We start from the raw sequence: 14,284 nt of genomic DNA on the forward strand, positions 1-14,284 counted from the left end.
TCTGGCGCAACAAGAAAGGGCAGGATCCCATCCTGCCCTTCATCTCACGGGGTAGTGTCAATCAGACCGATCCGAGGTCTTAGAACTGCTGGAACCAGCGCTGGATCTGGGCCGGATCCTTGCTCTGGGTCAGGGCGAGCATCAGCAGCACCCGCGCTTTCTGCGGGTTGAGGGTCTCGGCGGCGACGAAGCCGTACTTGGCATCATCGATCTCCGCATCCAGGGTGGTGGAGCCGGTCGGCACGCGGGCGGAGCGCACCACGCGAATGCCGTCCTTGCTCGCCTTGGCCAGGGTGTCGAACAGGGTGTGGTAGAGGTTGCCGTTGCCCACCCCGGCGCTGACGATGCCGTCAAACTTGGCATCCACCAGGGCCTTGGCCGGCAGGTCCGAGGCGTTGGCGTAGCTGTAGACGATGCCGACCTGGGGCAGCTTGTCGAGCTTGCTCACATCGAACGGGGTCTTGCTGGTATGCAGACGGGCCGGGCTGCGCTGGTAGTCGATCTTGCCGTTGTGGATGTAGCCGAGCGGGCCGAAGTTGGGGGAGGCGAAGGTCTGCACTCCTGTGGTGTTTGTCTTGGTGACGTCCCGGGCATCCAGCACGGTGCCGTTCATCGCCACCATGACGCCACGCCCCTTTGAGGCGGGGTCGGAGGCGGTCACCACGGCGTTGTAGAGGTTCATGGGGCCGTCGGCGCTCATGGCGGTGGAGGAGCGCATGGCGCCCACCAGCACCACCGGCTTGTCGCTCTTGACGGTCAGATTGAGGAAGTAGGCGGTCTCCTCCATGGTGTCGGTGCCATGGGTGATGACGATGCCGTCCACGTCATCCCTGGCCAGCAGCGCGTTGACCCGCTTGGCGAGCGTGAGCCACACCTCGTCGTTCATGTCCTGGGAGCCGATCTTGACCACCTGCTCACCCTGCACGTCGGCCACGTTTTTCATCTCGGGCACGGCGGCGATCAGCGTCTCGATGGCCACCTTGCCGGCCTCGTAGTTGGACTGTGTGGCGGACTGGCCCGCCCCGGCGATGGTGCCGCCGGTGGCCAGAATGTGCACGCTGGGCAGCGCCATGGCCATGGGGGAGAGGGTCAGGCCGAGTACAGCGGCGATCAGGGTCTTGCGAATGGGAAGGGTCATGCTGCAATCCTTTTGGATGAGGGAATTTCAGCATTTTTATTCTTTTTAAACGGGATTTAAGTGACCATTCCCACCAATAAAAAGAAACAAACAGAACATTAGTCTAATTTATACCAATTAAGTGATAATTCAATCTACCTGAAAGCCTCTCGCCTCGATCAGGGCGATCAACTCGGCTTTGCTCAGCTCACTCTCGATGACAGCCTGGCGGCTGGCAAAGTCGACCGTGGCGGTGCGGACTGACGGCTGAGCCAGCAAGGCCTTTTGCAGGCTGGCAGCGCAGCCGCCGCAAGACATGCCGGTAACGGTGAGTTCGATGGTCATGGGCTCTCTCCTCTGTCGATGTGACATCAGCCTAAAGCTGCCGCCTCCGGCAAGGTCAAGGGCGAATGCCGATCCCGTCAACCCCGGGTCGTGCATCATGGCGGCACCCCATCACCCCATCAGTCCCAGGTAGTTCATCAGGGCGGCCCCCAGGCTGGTGGTGACGAGCGAGCCCAGGGTGGTGGTGGCGATGATGTTGGCCGCGAGGGCGCTGTCACCCCCCATGGCACGTGTCATCACATAGCTGGCTGCGGCGGTGGGGGTAGAGCTGATGAGAAACAGGATGCCGAGGGCCTGCGGGCTGAAGCCGAGCCCCCAGGCCCCCAGTACCAGCAGCACGGGGATGCAGCACAGCCGGTTGACCGTGGCCCAGCCGGTCAGCATGGCGCCGCCGCGCAGGGCCTTGAGGTTGAGGCTGGCGCCGGTGCACAGCAGGGCCAGCGGCAGGGTCATGTTGGCGAAATAGTTGCCCGTGGTGATGACCAGCTGGGGCAGTTCAATGCCGAGCAGACCGAAGGGCAGGGCCGCCAGAATGGCGATGATGAGGGGGTTTTTGACGATCCCCTTGAGTATGGGGGCGAGCCCCTTTCCGCCCCCCAGGCTGCGGGTCAGGGTGATCACCGCGAGCACGTTGTAGAGCACAGTGATGGAGCCCACCAGCAGGGCGGCGGCCCCTATCCCCTCCGGGCCGTAGGCGTTTTGCACATAGGCCAGCCCCATGATCCCCATGTTGCCGCGAAAGCTGCCCTGCACGAAGATGCCCCGCAATTTCTGCTCGCTGATGAAGCGGGCCGCCAGCACCTCCAGCACCAGGAAACCGGCGAGGGTGCCGAGCAGGCCATAGAGGATGAGCCAGGGGCTCGGCATGGTGGAAAAATCGGTGCGCACCATGCTGAGAAACAAGAGAGCTGGCAGGGTGACCTGGAACACCAGACGGGAGGCGGACTCGACGAAGCTGTCGGGCAAGAGACCCAGCCGCTTGAGCCAGATGCCGAGTACCAGCACCAGACAGATGGGGCCCGTGATGGAGAGAGAGAAGTGCAGACTTGCCAACAGATCCATGATGCGCGTCCTGTGCAACGGCGAAGAAAGTCGCCTGGGAAAGGGCATTCTAACGCCATGGGCTTGTATTCACAGGAGTTAATCACAACAATGTCTGCATCCCGATTGTCGCCCTCCCCTGTCACGGATCCCCCATGGAAAAGAAACTGACCATCCTCGATATCGCTCGCCTCAGCGGGGTCGGCAAGTCGACCGTCTCCCGGGTGCTCAATCAGGATCCCAAGGTCAATGCCCAGACCAGGGCCAGGGTCGAATCGGTGATCGCCCAGCACGGTTTCGTGCCGAGCAAATCGGCGCGGGCCATGCGCAGCCAGAGCCAGCAGGTGGTCGGCATCGTGGTGTCGCGCCTCGACTCCAGCTCCGAGAACCAGGCGGTGCGCGGCATGCTGGAGACCCTCTACCAGCGTGGCTACGACGCCGTGCTGATGGAGAGCAAGTTCTCCCCCGCCAAGGTGAGCGAGCACCTGGCGGTGCTGGAGCGGCGCGGGGTGGACGGCATCATCCTGTTTGCCTTCAACGATCTGGACTATGCCGCCATGGCGCCGCTCAGGGAGAAACTGGTGCTGATGGCCCGCGAGCGCCCCGGCTTCTCGTCGGTCTGCTTCGACGATGACGGGGCGGTGCGCGCCGTGCTCGCCCACCTCGGGGAGCGTGGCCTGACCGAGGTCGCCTATCTCGGGGTGGAACGCAGCGATCTCACCACGGGGCTGCGTCGGCATCAGGCTTACCTCGACTACTGTCGGGAACAGGGGCGCACACCCCGCAGCGCCCTCGGGGATCTCGGTCTGCAAAGCGGCTATCGGCTCGCGGCCGAGCTGCTCACCCCCACCACCCAGGCCATGGTCTGTGCCAGCGACACCCTGGCCATCGGCGCCGCCAAATACCTGCAGGAGCAGGGTCGCACCGACATCCTGGTGAGCGGCCTTGGCAGCAATCCCATGCTGACTTTCCTCTTTGCCAACACCCTCAGCCTGGATTTCGGCTACAAGGATGCCGGTATACTGGCCGCCAGACAGCTGCTCGATCAGATTGAAGAGGGGCAGCCCCCCAGAGCGACCATCGCCCCCTGTCAGCCCCTGTAGTCTATCTTTTCCTCCATTCCCGGCGTTTTGCGCTTTTTGTGACCAGCGCCACGAATTGGGAACGTTCCCATTGCCGATACCAGCCACTGGCTTCATGCTGATTGGGAACGATACCAATAAACGGGCGGTCCTTGGCCAGCCGGTAAAGACACGACCATTATTCATGGAGTCACAGAGGGAAGGCTCATGTCAAAAGTCAACACACAGCATCTGGCGCAGCTGATCGAGCGGATCGGCGGCAAAGAGAACATCACCACTGTCAGCCACTGCCTGACCCGGCTCAGGTTCGTGCTGGCCGATCCGGCCAAGGCCGATCCCAAGGCCATCGAGACCATCCCTTCGGTGAAGGGGAGCTTCACCCAGGGCGGCCAGTTCCAGGTGGTGATCGGCAACGAGGTGGATCAGTGGTACAAGGCGCTCACCCAGGAGATCGGCGTGAGCGGTGGCAGCAAGGAGGCCGCCAAGCAGGCCGCCCGCCACAACATGAACCCGTTGGAGCGCGGCATCTCCCACCTGGCGGAGATCTTCGTCCCCCTGCTGCCCGCCATCATCACCGGTGGTCTGATCCTGGGCTTTCGCAACGTCATCGGCGACATCAAGATGTTCGACGACGGCACCCACACCCTCACCGAGATCAGCCAGTTCTGGGCCCAGGTGCACGCCTTCCTCTGGCTGCTGGGTGAAGCCATCTTCCACTTCCTGCCGGTGGGTGTCTGCTGGTCTGCGGTGAAGAAGATGGGCGGCTCCGAGATCCTCGGCATCGTGCTGGGTATCACGCTGGTGTCGCCGCAACTGATGAACGCCTATGGCATCGGCCAGCAGACCCCGGAAGTGTGGGACTTCGGCCTCTTCGTCATCCAGAAGGTGGGGTATCAGGCCCAGGTCATTCCGGCCCTGCTGGCGGGAGTCTTCCTCGCCTGGGTGGAGACCAGCCTCAAGCGCATCATCCCGGCCTATCTCTACCTGGTGATTGTGCCCTTCATCTCCCTGCTGCTGGCGGTGATCGTGGCACACGCCCTGATCGGTCCGTTCGGCCGCTGGATTGGTGACGGCGTCGGCTTTGCCGCCAAGGCGGCCATGACGGGTTCGTTTGCCCCCATCGGCGCCGCCCTGTTCGGCTTCCTCTATGCGCCCCTGGTCATCACCGGCATCCACCACACCACCAACGCGGTGGACCTGCAACTGATGCAGAGCATGGGCGGCACCCCCATCTGGCCGCTGATCGCCCTCTCCAACATCGCCCAGGCGTCTGCGGTCGTCGGCATCATCCTGATCAGCCGCAAGGAGAACGAGCGGGAGATCTCGGTCCCGGCCGCCATCTCCGCCTATCTCGGGGTGACCGAGCCGGCCATGTACGGCATCAACCTCAAGTACAAGTTCCCCATGCTGTGCGCCATGGTGGGCTCAAGCTGTGCGGCTCTCATCTGCGGCTTCGCCGGGGTGATGGCCAACGGCATCGGGGTGGGCGGCCTGCCGGGCATCCTCTCCATCCAGCCGCAATACTGGGGCATCTACGCCGTCGCCATGCTGGTGGCCATCGTGGTCCCCGCCCTGCTGACCCTGCTGGTCTACAAGCGCCAGCAGGCTGCCGGCAAGCTGGATCTGGCCACGGCCTGATCCACACAACCTCGGCGGAGCCCTGGCTCCGCCCTTTATCGTTGCCCTGTTCCAACTAATCCGGTTTCAACCAATGAGCGAACCAACCATGACACAGACACCCTGGTGGCAAAGCGCCGTGATTTACCAGATCTACCCCAAAAGCTTTCAGGATTCCGGCGCCCGTGGCACCGGTGATCTCAAGGGGATCATGGCCCGCCTCGACTACCTCAAGACGCTGGGGGTCGATGCCCTCTGGCTGACCCCGGTCTACGTCTCCCCCCAGGTGGACAACGGCTACGACATCGCCGATTACCTCAACATAGATCCCGCCTACGGCACCATGACCGACTTCGAGGCCCTGCTGGGCGCCGCCCATTCGCGCGGCATCCGCATCGTGATGGACATAGTGGTGAATCACACCTCCACCGAGCACGCCTGGTTCAAGTCAGCGCTGGGAGACAAGAACAGCCCCTATCGCGACTATTACATCTGGAAAGATCCGGTGGACGGCGGCGTGCCCAACAACTGGCAATCCAAGTTTGGCGGCAGCGCCTGGGAGCTGGACCCGGCCACCGGCCAGTACTACCTGCACCTCTTTGCCCGCGAGCAGGCGGATCTCAACTGGGAGAACCCGGCCGTGCGCGCCGAGGTGAAGAAGATCATCCATTTTTGGGCGAAGAAAGGGGTCGACGGTTTCCGCCTCGACGTCATCAACCTCATCTCCAAGGATCAGGCATTCCCTGACGACGAGGTGGGGGATGGCCGCCGCTTCTACACCGACGGGCCGCGCATCCACGAATTTTTGCAGGATGTGAGCCGCGACGTCTTCGCCCCCGTGGGGGCCATGACGGTGGGCGAGATGTCTTCCACCAGCCTGGAACACTGCCAGCGCTATGGCGCGCTGGATGGCTCCGAGCTCTCCATGGTGTTCAACTTCCACCATCTCAAGGTGGATTACCCCAATGGCGACAAGTGGACGAAAGCGCCGTTCGATTTCCTCGAACTCAAGCGCATCTTCAACCACTGGCAGAGCGGCATGCACGGCAAAGGCTGGTCGGCGCTGTTCTGGTGCAACCACGATCAGCCGCGCATCGTCTCCCGTTTCGGCGACGAGGGTCAGCACAGGGTGGTGGCCGCCAAGATGCTGGCCAGCACCTTGCACGGCCTGCAGGGCACCCCCTACATCTATCAGGGGGAGGAGATCGGCATGACCAACCCCGGTTATCAGCACATCGACGACTATCAGGATGTGGAGAGCCGCAACATCTTCGCCATCAAGCAGGCGGAAGGGATGAGCGAGGCCGAGATCCTCGCCATTCTCGGCGCCAAGTCCCGGGACAACTCGCGCACCCCGATGCAGTGGAGTGCCGCCGCCAACGCCGGTTTCACCAGCGGGACACCCTGGCTCAAGCCAGCCGCCAACTATCCCGAGATCAACGCCGAGGCGGCGCTCGCCGACCAGCACTCGGTGTTCTGGCACTATCGGGATCTCATCGCCCTTCGCAAGACGCACCCCATCTTCACTCAGGGGGATTATCAGGAGCTGCTGACCGGGCACCCGCAGATCTGGGCCTATGCCCGCCGCGCCAACGGTCAGACCCTGCTGGTGGTGAGCAACTTCTACGGCGAGCCGGTGGCATTTGCCCTGCCTGCCGAGCTGCAAAGCGGGCAAGGTCGGCTGCTGCTCGGCAACTACCCGGATAGCCCGGCCCGCCCGCAATCCTGCAAGCTGCGCCCTTATGAATCCCTGATCTGGCTTATGGAGTAATGATGACTGACGCAACAACAGTGCAGCGGCCCGCCGTGCGTGGCCCCGAGTGGCAGAAGATGGTGGCGGGAGCGCCCTATGATGCCGGGGACCCCGAACTGCGGGCTGCGCGGGAGCAGTGCCGCGCCCTGCTGGGAGAACTGAACCGGGAGCGAACCGATGCCCCTGGCTGGGATGAGCGCCTCACCCGCCTGCTGGGTGGCCGCGCAGAACGCTGTTTCATCACGCCCCCCTTCTTCTGCGACTATGGCGCCAACATCTTTGTCGGCGAGAATTTCTACGCCAATTTCAACTGCACCATCCTGGATGTGTGCGAGGTACACATAGGCGACAACGTGCTGCTGGCCCCCGGAGTGCAGATCTACACCGCTACCCACCCGGTGGCGGTAGCGCCTCGCATCAAGGGGGTGGAGTTCGGCAAGCCGGTGCGTATCGGCAACAACGTCTGGATTGGGGGCAGCGTCGTCATCTGCCCGGGCGTCACCATAGGGGACAACAGCGTCATCGGGGCGGGGTCCGTTGTCACCAGAGACATTCCGGCAGGCGTGGTGGCGGTCGGCAATCCCTGCCGGGTCTTGCGCCCCATGACGGCAGAGGAGCTGGCGCCCGGAGAACCTGGCTGACACAGAAGGGGCAGGCCGTACCTGCCCCTGTTCGTTTCCCTGACGGCGCTCCCGCAATGCCGGCAAGGCTTCGGCGCAACCCCCTCTTTACCCGGGCAGCAGGGCGCCGCAACGCTTGTGCTGTCCCATGACCACCAGAGTCTTGAAACTGCGTACCTGATCCCTGGCATGGAGCACCCGACGGGTGAACTGCTCGTAACTTTGCATGTCCCTGGCGGCCACTTGCAGCACGAAGTCCTGCTCCCCCGTCACATACCAGAGATCCATCACCTCGGGTTCCCGCTGCAGGCTGGCGATCATCTCAATCGACGATGCGGCCATGATCCCGCTCCAGGGTCACCAGCACCAGCATGGTGATGGGCCAGCCCATGGTGGACGGTGCCACCAGCGCCACTTCCCGCTCGATGAGACCGGACTCCCGCAAGGCGCGGACGCGGCGGTAGCAGGCAGGGGCGGAAAGACCGACCCTGTGGGCCAGCTCCGGCGTGGGCAGACGGGCATCCTGTTGCAGCTCGGCGAGGATGAGCAGATCAAATTTGTCGGTCATGGGGTTCATTAGATAAAAATTATCGCACAAGGCCAGTATTAGACCGGTTTTACCCAAGTCTCCAGATATATTTTACTGCCCATCGTCCTGCTCGGTATGAACACCATGCAACCCAATCCCAATGCCCTCTCCTCTCTTCTGGCCGTCCTGCTCGCCATGTTGTCGATCACCCTCGGCGCCTCCCTGGCCAAATCCCTGTTTCCCCTGCTGGGAGCCGCAGGTACGACCCTGTTCCGGCTGGGGTGCGCCGCCCTCCTTCTCTCCCTGGTGTTTCGCATCTGGCGTGCCCCCCTCGACCGACGCACCCTGCTGGGCGCCATCCCCTACGGCCTGTCGCTTGGGGCCATGAACCTGCTCTTCTATCTGGCCATCGCACGCATTCCCCTCGGCGTAGCCCTGGCCATCGAGTTCATCGGCCCCCTGACGGTGGCCCTGCTCTCCTCACGCCACCGGGCAGACTTCATCTGGCTGATACTGGCCATCGCCGGGCTGCTGCTGCTCTTGCCCCTGCGGGCAACACAGCAGGCCATCGATCCCCTGGGTGCAGCGTTGGCTCTCGGGGCTGGCCTCTTCTGGGGGCTCTATATGCTCACCGGCAAGCGGGCAGGAGCCTTGCTGGGCGCACAGGCTCCGGCGCTGGGCATGTGGGTGGGCACCCTGCTGGTATTGCCCTTCGGGCTGGAGGGTGCGATCGAGGCGTCATTCACCGTCCCCGTGATCCTCACCATCATCGGGGTGGGGCTGCTCTCGAGCGCCATCCCCTACTCTCTCGAGATGTTTGCCCTGCGCCGCCTGCCGCTCAAGAGCTACGGCATCCTCACCAGCGGCGAACCCGCCATGGGCGCCCTGATGGGGCTGATGCTGCTGGGGGAGCAGTTGCCTCCGTCCCAGTGGCTCGGGATAACCGCCATCATCGCCGCCTCCATGGGCACCACCTGGCAGGCGGGTCGTCGACAAGCCGGCTCCGCCTGAACCAAAAAAAATCGGGGCCGGCGATGACCGGCCCCGGGGATGGCACGAGCGCGTCAGGACGAGTAGTCGTAACAGCGTTTGAGCTCGCCGAAGTCATAGAAGAAGCTGCCCACCGCAATGGGGGCGCAACCTGCCTTGAAAGCGAGCTCCTTCTCGTTGTAAAGCATCTTCACCAGCACCCGGCCGGCCTCGTTGCGGTAGACATCCCACTGGATGTTGGCAGCATAGGGAGAGACCCAGCCGCCACGCCATTCGTTGTTTTCCTGGCTCATCAGCACGCCAGGCTGGGCGCTCTGGCGGCTCCCTTCCAGCTCCATCAGGGCCGCCAGCGGGATCAGGGTCTCCGCATGGGCGAAGCGCAGCTTGGCGACATGCTCGCCCGCCTCTTCCACCACCTGGGTCTGTACCTCGTTGAAGAGGCCGTCAAGCAGGGGCTGGGCCACGGCGTAGGTGGCGCTCTGGCTGGCAAGACTCGGCCCCTTCTCGTAGAAGTCCTCGGCATCGGAGAGGTAGGAGAACCAGGCAGACTCCTCTGGCGTGATGAACTGCTCGAGATCCCAGGACCCGCCTTGTGCCTGCGCCTCCCGGATCATCCCCGGGCCGATGATGAAGAGGTTGTAGAGCATGAGGGCGGCGTCCACCTCGTCGCGCACATGGGTCTTGCCGCCGTCTTCCGGATTCACCGCCACATAATCCACCCCGGCGGCCAGCTCGTCGACGAAGGCTTTACTGTAGAGACGCTCGAGCATCTCGCGGGCCATCACCCGGGTCCTGGGCAGGGCCTTGAGCGCATCGAGGACCTCGGTCAGCTCGGGAGCAGGAGCCACCCCGTTGTCTTCGTCCCCCACAAAGGCCTGATAGGCCTGGAAGGTGGGCAGATACCGGGTGTACTCCCCCTGCGGCTCGGTCTTGTGGAAGTAGAGCTCGAACTTGTTGCGCAGCCCCTTGTCGATCTCGGAAGGGTTCTCCTGGCTGACGTAACAGTCGGGGCTGTCCGTCACCAGAGAGACCCGTTTGGCCAGGCTCTGCATGAAGAAGTAGGCGCTTTCGTTGGCGCGATCCTTGCCCGATGTCTCGACCTTGAGGCAGAGGGGAGTCGATTCAGTGGTCAGCAGGGTGGGCAGCCGTTCGGCGAGCCGGGTCGCCAGGTTGGCGTGCTCCTCCTTGCCGAGCGCACTCAGCAGGCCATAGCCGAGGGTCTGGTTGGCGGCCGTGACGGCGTCCACCTTGGCGCCGAGCCGTTGGCCCAGCTCGGTCAAGACCCCCTGTCTCGCGGCCTCCTCCCACACCAGCTTGGTCAGCACATCGTATTTGGGGCTGGACAGCGAGCGGGAGCCGTGGCGTGCCACCAGTTCGGTGAAGACGGGACTAAAGCCTTCAGGGGCCACCTCATAGCTGTTCATTGCCTGACGGGCGGCATAGACCGCCTTGGTGCTGTATTGATAGTCGCCGACGGCGGGCGAGGAGGAGTCATTGCCCGAATGGCAGCCGCTCAGCAGGGTGGCCGCCACGCAGGCGGCAAGGGAAGAGACGCGAAACATAGTCATCCTTGAACCAGTTTGAAAATGAAGCCGCACAGTACGCACCGGATGTGACAATCCGGTGTCAGGTCTGTGACATGCACCTCTCTCCGGAAGGGTGACTCCCCTCCAACCTGCCTGCTTCCTCCCCACAAAACATCATTCACATTTTTTGAACGTGTAGGCCAGTTTATCTCGCTAACAATGACCGGGGGAGGCGCTTAATATTCACACATCGCTTAGGCAGGAGCGCCAAGCCGCAAAACAACTGGTCGTTCATGGCAGTCCCCCATACACATGGGTGACAAACATCCGTGACAAAACAACACACCATTTGAATGACCTCTTGCAAGGATGCATTGATGCAGGCCTGTCAGGCCTGTCAGGCCTTGCCAATGACATAAAAACCAAGAGAGTGAATAAACATGAAAAACGTGATCAAGATGCTGGCCGTTGCAGGCCTGATGAGTGCCGGTGTTGCCCAGGCTTCCGTCCCCGCCGACTTCAACGCCACCCCGGGTGTGCTGTTCGTGAACTGGCATGCCAGCGCCGCCATGGCCGGCAAGGCCAACCCCATGCTGGAGGTGCGCGATGAATCCGGTGATCTGGTGGCCTCCGTCCACGCCAACCTGATGGGTACCCAGCAGGTACAGATCCCGAGTCGCGCCCAGGGCAACCTGACCGTCAGCCTCGGCGATCAGAGCAGCGATTACCGCATCCCGTTCGGCATCGGCAGCGGCAATCCCCGCTGATCAACGCAGACGACGTCCCTCCCTGGTCTAGACACGCCGACCAGGCGAGAGATCAACGACAAGGGCGCCATCAAGGCGCCCTTGTCGTCGTTGCCGTCGGCACGCACGGCTACTGGGTGAAGACGGGACCGAAACCGGATCCCCACAGGATGGCCGTGGCAGCCAGCACGCAGACCAGCAACACCAGGCCGACCGTCACCACTGAGCTGGCGTAGATGAATCCCTGCTCCTTGGTGATGTGCATCAGGATGGGCACGCCGATATAGAGCAGGTAGACGGAATAGGTCAGCCCGACCAAACCGATGAGCATCACGAACCAGAGATGCGGGAAGAAAGCGGAGAAGCCCACCATGAAGAGTGGCGTGGAGGTGTAGGCCGCCAGCTCCAGCGAGGTCGTGTAGCTGGGATCCGAGCCGAAGGTATGCCCCATCCAGTGCACCAGATAGGAGAGTGCCAGCACGCCGATGATGAGGGTCACGTACATGGCGACCGACAGCTTGAATGCACTGTTGGCGGTCAGGGTGATGGGATCGCCGACCCCGATGCTCCAGCCGATGTGAACGGCGGAATAGTAGGCGCAGATGGGAGGGATAAGGGCCACGAGCAGGATGTGGGTCAGACTGTTTCTGAAGCTGTCGTGCCGCTCGTCTATGGTATGCCATTCGGTGTGGGGATGGGCATACAATCCCCATAAGTGATTCAATATCATAGCGTTATTCCTTCTCTACATCGGTGGTTGGCGGATCGATACCGGGCTTTCTCCTCTGATTGCGTCATGTCCGGGCGCTGGTGGCGCCATCGCTTGTCATGGCATGCGATGACTTTAAATAAAGTCGCTCCACCGCCGCTGCGTCAAGCAAGGTCGCCGGGACAGCCGGGAGGGATGGGAAGACAGCAGGAGGGCACCGGAGGCGGGCACTGATGGCACCCGCCGTCGGCGCTCCCGTCAATACTGCTTGGTTTTCGAGGCAAAACCCGCGAGGAAGAGACCGGTCAGGAACATGCCGCAGAAGGCTTCGATGGCCGACAGCAGTTGCAGCGGCGAGGAGGTCTGGGAGATGTCCCCATAACCCAGGGTCACGAAGGTGACGATGCTGAAATAGAGGGAGCGCCCCAGATGGCCGTGGGTTGCAGACTCCGGTGCCAGGAAATAGGTCAGGGTCGCCAGCAGGATCACCCCCATCGACATCAGCAGGCTTCTGATGGGACGCTCCCCAAACCCCCAGGTGATGAAGCTGATGAACTTGCCCGCGTACTTGAGATAGCACAACAGGGAGAGCCAGCACTTCGTCATCGGACCGCTGCGCAACCAGCGCTCCCGGAACAGCTCCCGCGGGCTCGCCAGGGACTTCATCTCGTGCAGCTTCTCCTTGTAGTAGCACTCGCCGGCGTCGACGGTGTCACCCACGCTGGAGAAGAGACGCTTGGCATTGCGATAGAGTTTGCTCGCCTCGTTGTGGTCGATCCGCCCATTGTCGTTGTAGACCACCTCCACCTTGTCCAGGTTGGTGTGCTCCATGGTGGCATCGAAGTTCTTGGCGCTGACGCTGAAGTTTTTCAGCACCGCCCGGGAGGAGTGGAAGCGGATCTCCCCGCACTCTATGGTGAAGTCCTGAAAGACCCCGTCCTCCAGCGCCAGCTCCCGCTTCTTGGCCCAGGCCCTGTGGTCCCACAGCAGGGAGTCGAACAGATCGAGCCCGATCACCCCGCCATTGACCCTGACCCCCTTGGCCGAGCAGTGCCACAGATAAACCTTGGAGTTGTTGACGGCCCCATCGAGAGAGAGCTCGTCGAGACAGGTAAAATCGAGCAACCGGCCGGAGATGATGGGGCTTTTGAGGGTAACACCGCCGATGTTGAGCAAACGATGCTTGCCCAGCACCTGGGCCTCCCCCTTGTTGTTCTCCGAGACCGAAAGCAGGCTTTGCACCCGTTTCACCTCGTCATTGCCATGTTTTCCCGCCAGCCACATGCTGTAAGGCTCGAAACGGGTCTCCGAGCGGATGAGGCCGCTCTTGCGCAGGGATTCCAGTGCACTCGAGGCGCTCTCATACAGGCGGACCTTGTCGTCGCTCATGTAGACACAAAGGCTCAGCACGCAGCGGGAGCTGATGAAGCGGGCGATGCCGATCTGGAAGATCACGCTTTTTTCTATCTTCTGCTCCGCCATCCAGTCGTCGAAATGGGGCAGCGACGCCACCAGCAGCGCCCAGATACGGGGATAATCGTTCTCACGCCGTCACTCGTTGAATTGCTCGGGGGAAAGCTGCCAAAGCTCTGTTGCATTCATGCATGACCTCACTCAAGAAACCGATCCCGTTTTGCCGGGCCGGGGTGACGGCAGGCGTCGATCACGACAGGGTGATCCGGCGGGCGCAGCATAGGGACTCACCACGCCATCATACTCGGCAGACGGGCCAAGTCACTGGGAGGAAAGATTCAAGAGGGGCGCTGCGACAGCTTTGTCACCGGACAGGACGCTTTTCGAACAGCGGGAAGCGGAACATCGAAAAACGGGAAAAGAAAAAGTCCAGCATTGCTGCTGGGCTTTTTATTTGGCTCCTCCTGCTGGGCTCGAACCAGCGACCTGCGGATTAACAGTCCGTCGCTCTACCGACTGAGCTAAGGAGGAATTATTCGTGGTGCCCAGAGACGGAATCGAACCGCCGACACGGGGATTTTCAATCCCCTGCTCTACCGACTGAGCTATCTGGGCAAATGGTGCCGGCTACCGGAATCGAACTGGTGACCTACTGATTACAAGTCAGTTGCTCTACCTACTGAGCTAAGCCGGCACACTTCAAACCATTGTGCATGAACACGTTTTTATTTCATGGCACCAAAATATGGTGCCCAGAGACGGAATCGAACCGCCGACACGCCACTCTCACCAAGAC

At 62.2% G+C, this 14,284-nt stretch carries 13 protein-coding genes, 3 tRNA genes and 1 pseudogene; 6 read left to right on the forward strand and 11 right to left on the reverse strand.

The genetic code is table 11. The features are described from left to right. Positions 1-79: 79 nt before the first annotated feature. The 3 genes from ansB to C3F36_RS07460 form a co-directional block, all read right to left on the reverse strand. Complete coding sequence (gene ansB / locus C3F36_RS07450) at positions 80-1,138, reverse strand: L-asparaginase 2 (RefSeq protein ID WP_104454811.1); 1,059 nt, start codon at positions 1,136-1,138, stop codon at positions 80-82. 129 nt (positions 1,139-1,267) lie between these two features. Next, positions 1,268-1,462, reverse strand: a complete 195-nt coding sequence (locus C3F36_RS07455; RefSeq protein WP_104454812.1) for a heavy-metal-associated domain-containing protein — start codon at positions 1,460-1,462, stop codon at positions 1,268-1,270. Between the two features lie 111 nt (positions 1,463-1,573). Then, complete coding sequence (locus C3F36_RS07460) at positions 1,574-2,524, reverse strand: AEC family transporter (RefSeq protein WP_041213976.1); 951 nt, start codon at positions 2,522-2,524, stop codon at positions 1,574-1,576. Positions 2,525-2,658: 134 nt separating this feature from the next. Between C3F36_RS07460 and treR the strand changes: the two genes are divergently transcribed. The 4 genes from treR to C3F36_RS07480 all read left to right on the forward strand — a co-directional run bounded on the left by treR (position 2,659) and on the right by C3F36_RS07480 (position 7,596). Then, the gene (treR, locus tag C3F36_RS07465; protein ID WP_041211765.1) at positions 2,659-3,606 is read left to right on the forward strand and encodes a trehalose operon repressor TreR; all 948 of its coding nucleotides are present in this window, start codon (positions 2,659-2,661) and stop codon (positions 3,604-3,606) included. Positions 3,607-3,792: 186 nt separating this feature from the next. After that, on the forward strand, positions 3,793-5,223 hold the full coding sequence (gene treB, locus C3F36_RS07470) for a PTS trehalose transporter subunit IIBC (protein ID WP_104454813.1): 1,431 nt from the start codon (positions 3,793-3,795) through the stop codon (positions 5,221-5,223). 88 nt (positions 5,224-5,311) lie between these two features. Further along, on the forward strand, positions 5,312-6,973 hold the full coding sequence (treC, locus tag C3F36_RS07475; protein ID WP_104454814.1) for an alpha,alpha-phosphotrehalase: 1,662 nt from the start codon (positions 5,312-5,314) through the stop codon (positions 6,971-6,973). Between the two features lie 2 nt (positions 6,974-6,975). Continuing rightward, the gene (locus C3F36_RS07480; protein ID WP_029314833.1) at positions 6,976-7,596 is read left to right on the forward strand and encodes a sugar O-acetyltransferase; all 621 of its coding nucleotides are present in this window, start codon (positions 6,976-6,978) and stop codon (positions 7,594-7,596) included. Positions 7,597-7,683: 87 nt separating this feature from the next. Here the strand turns inward: C3F36_RS07480 and C3F36_RS23795 are convergent, their stop codons facing one another. Together C3F36_RS23795 and C3F36_RS23800 are read right to left on the reverse strand one after the other, a co-directional pair. Further along, positions 7,684-7,917: an Lrp/AsnC ligand binding domain-containing protein gene (locus tag C3F36_RS23795; protein ID WP_233759728.1), complete on the reverse strand. Its 234-nt coding sequence runs from the start codon at positions 7,915-7,917 to the stop codon at positions 7,684-7,686. Further along, positions 7,898-8,143 carry a winged helix-turn-helix transcriptional regulator gene (locus tag C3F36_RS23800; RefSeq protein WP_233759729.1) on the reverse strand — a complete coding sequence of 82 codons (246 nt, stop codon included), beginning with the start codon at positions 8,141-8,143 and terminating at the stop codon, positions 7,898-7,900. Before C3F36_RS23800 ends, C3F36_RS23795 begins: the two co-directional genes overlap by 20 nt. Positions 8,144-8,239: 96 nt before the next feature. Here C3F36_RS23800 and C3F36_RS07490 point away from each other — a divergent pair, with 96 nt between their 5' ends. After that, the gene (locus C3F36_RS07490; protein WP_104454815.1) at positions 8,240-9,115 is read left to right on the forward strand and encodes an EamA family transporter; all 876 of its coding nucleotides are present in this window, start codon (positions 8,240-8,242) and stop codon (positions 9,113-9,115) included. A gap of 53 nt (positions 9,116-9,168) precedes the next feature. Here C3F36_RS07490 and C3F36_RS07495 read toward each other — a convergent pair whose 3' ends face one another. Further along, on the reverse strand, positions 9,169-10,662 hold the full coding sequence (locus C3F36_RS07495; RefSeq protein WP_104454816.1) for a histidine-type phosphatase: 1,494 nt from the start codon (positions 10,660-10,662) through the stop codon (positions 9,169-9,171). Between the two features lie 392 nt (positions 10,663-11,054). Between C3F36_RS07495 and C3F36_RS07500 the strand changes: the two genes are divergently transcribed. Next, on the forward strand, positions 11,055-11,387 hold the full coding sequence (locus tag C3F36_RS07500) for a hypothetical protein (RefSeq protein ID WP_039039727.1): 333 nt from the start codon (positions 11,055-11,057) through the stop codon (positions 11,385-11,387). Between the two features lie 109 nt (positions 11,388-11,496). On the opposite strand, the gene C3F36_RS07505 is transcribed toward C3F36_RS07500, so the two are convergent. The 5 genes and pseudogenes from C3F36_RS07505 to C3F36_RS07525 form a co-directional block, all read right to left on the reverse strand. After that, complete coding sequence (locus C3F36_RS07505) at positions 11,497-12,096, reverse strand: Yip1 family protein (protein ID WP_029314835.1); 600 nt, start codon at positions 12,094-12,096, stop codon at positions 11,497-11,499. A gap of 237 nt (positions 12,097-12,333) precedes the next feature. Then, a pseudogene (locus C3F36_RS07510) lies at positions 12,334-13,677 on the reverse strand (potassium channel family protein). Positions 13,678-13,943: 266 nt separating this feature from the next. Further along, positions 13,944-14,019: transfer RNA gene (locus C3F36_RS07515), tRNA-Asn, on the reverse strand. 8 nt (positions 14,020-14,027) lie between these two features. Next, positions 14,028-14,103, reverse strand: a tRNA-Phe gene (locus C3F36_RS07520). Positions 14,104-14,106: 3 nt separating this feature from the next. Continuing rightward, positions 14,107-14,182 (reverse strand) — tRNA-Thr (locus tag C3F36_RS07525). Between the last annotated feature and the right edge of the window lie 102 nt (positions 14,183-14,284).

This window comes from Aeromonas sp. ASNIH2, assembly GCF_002934795.1.
Taxonomy (GTDB): Bacteria; Pseudomonadota; Gammaproteobacteria; order Enterobacterales; family Aeromonadaceae; genus Aeromonas; species Aeromonas caviae.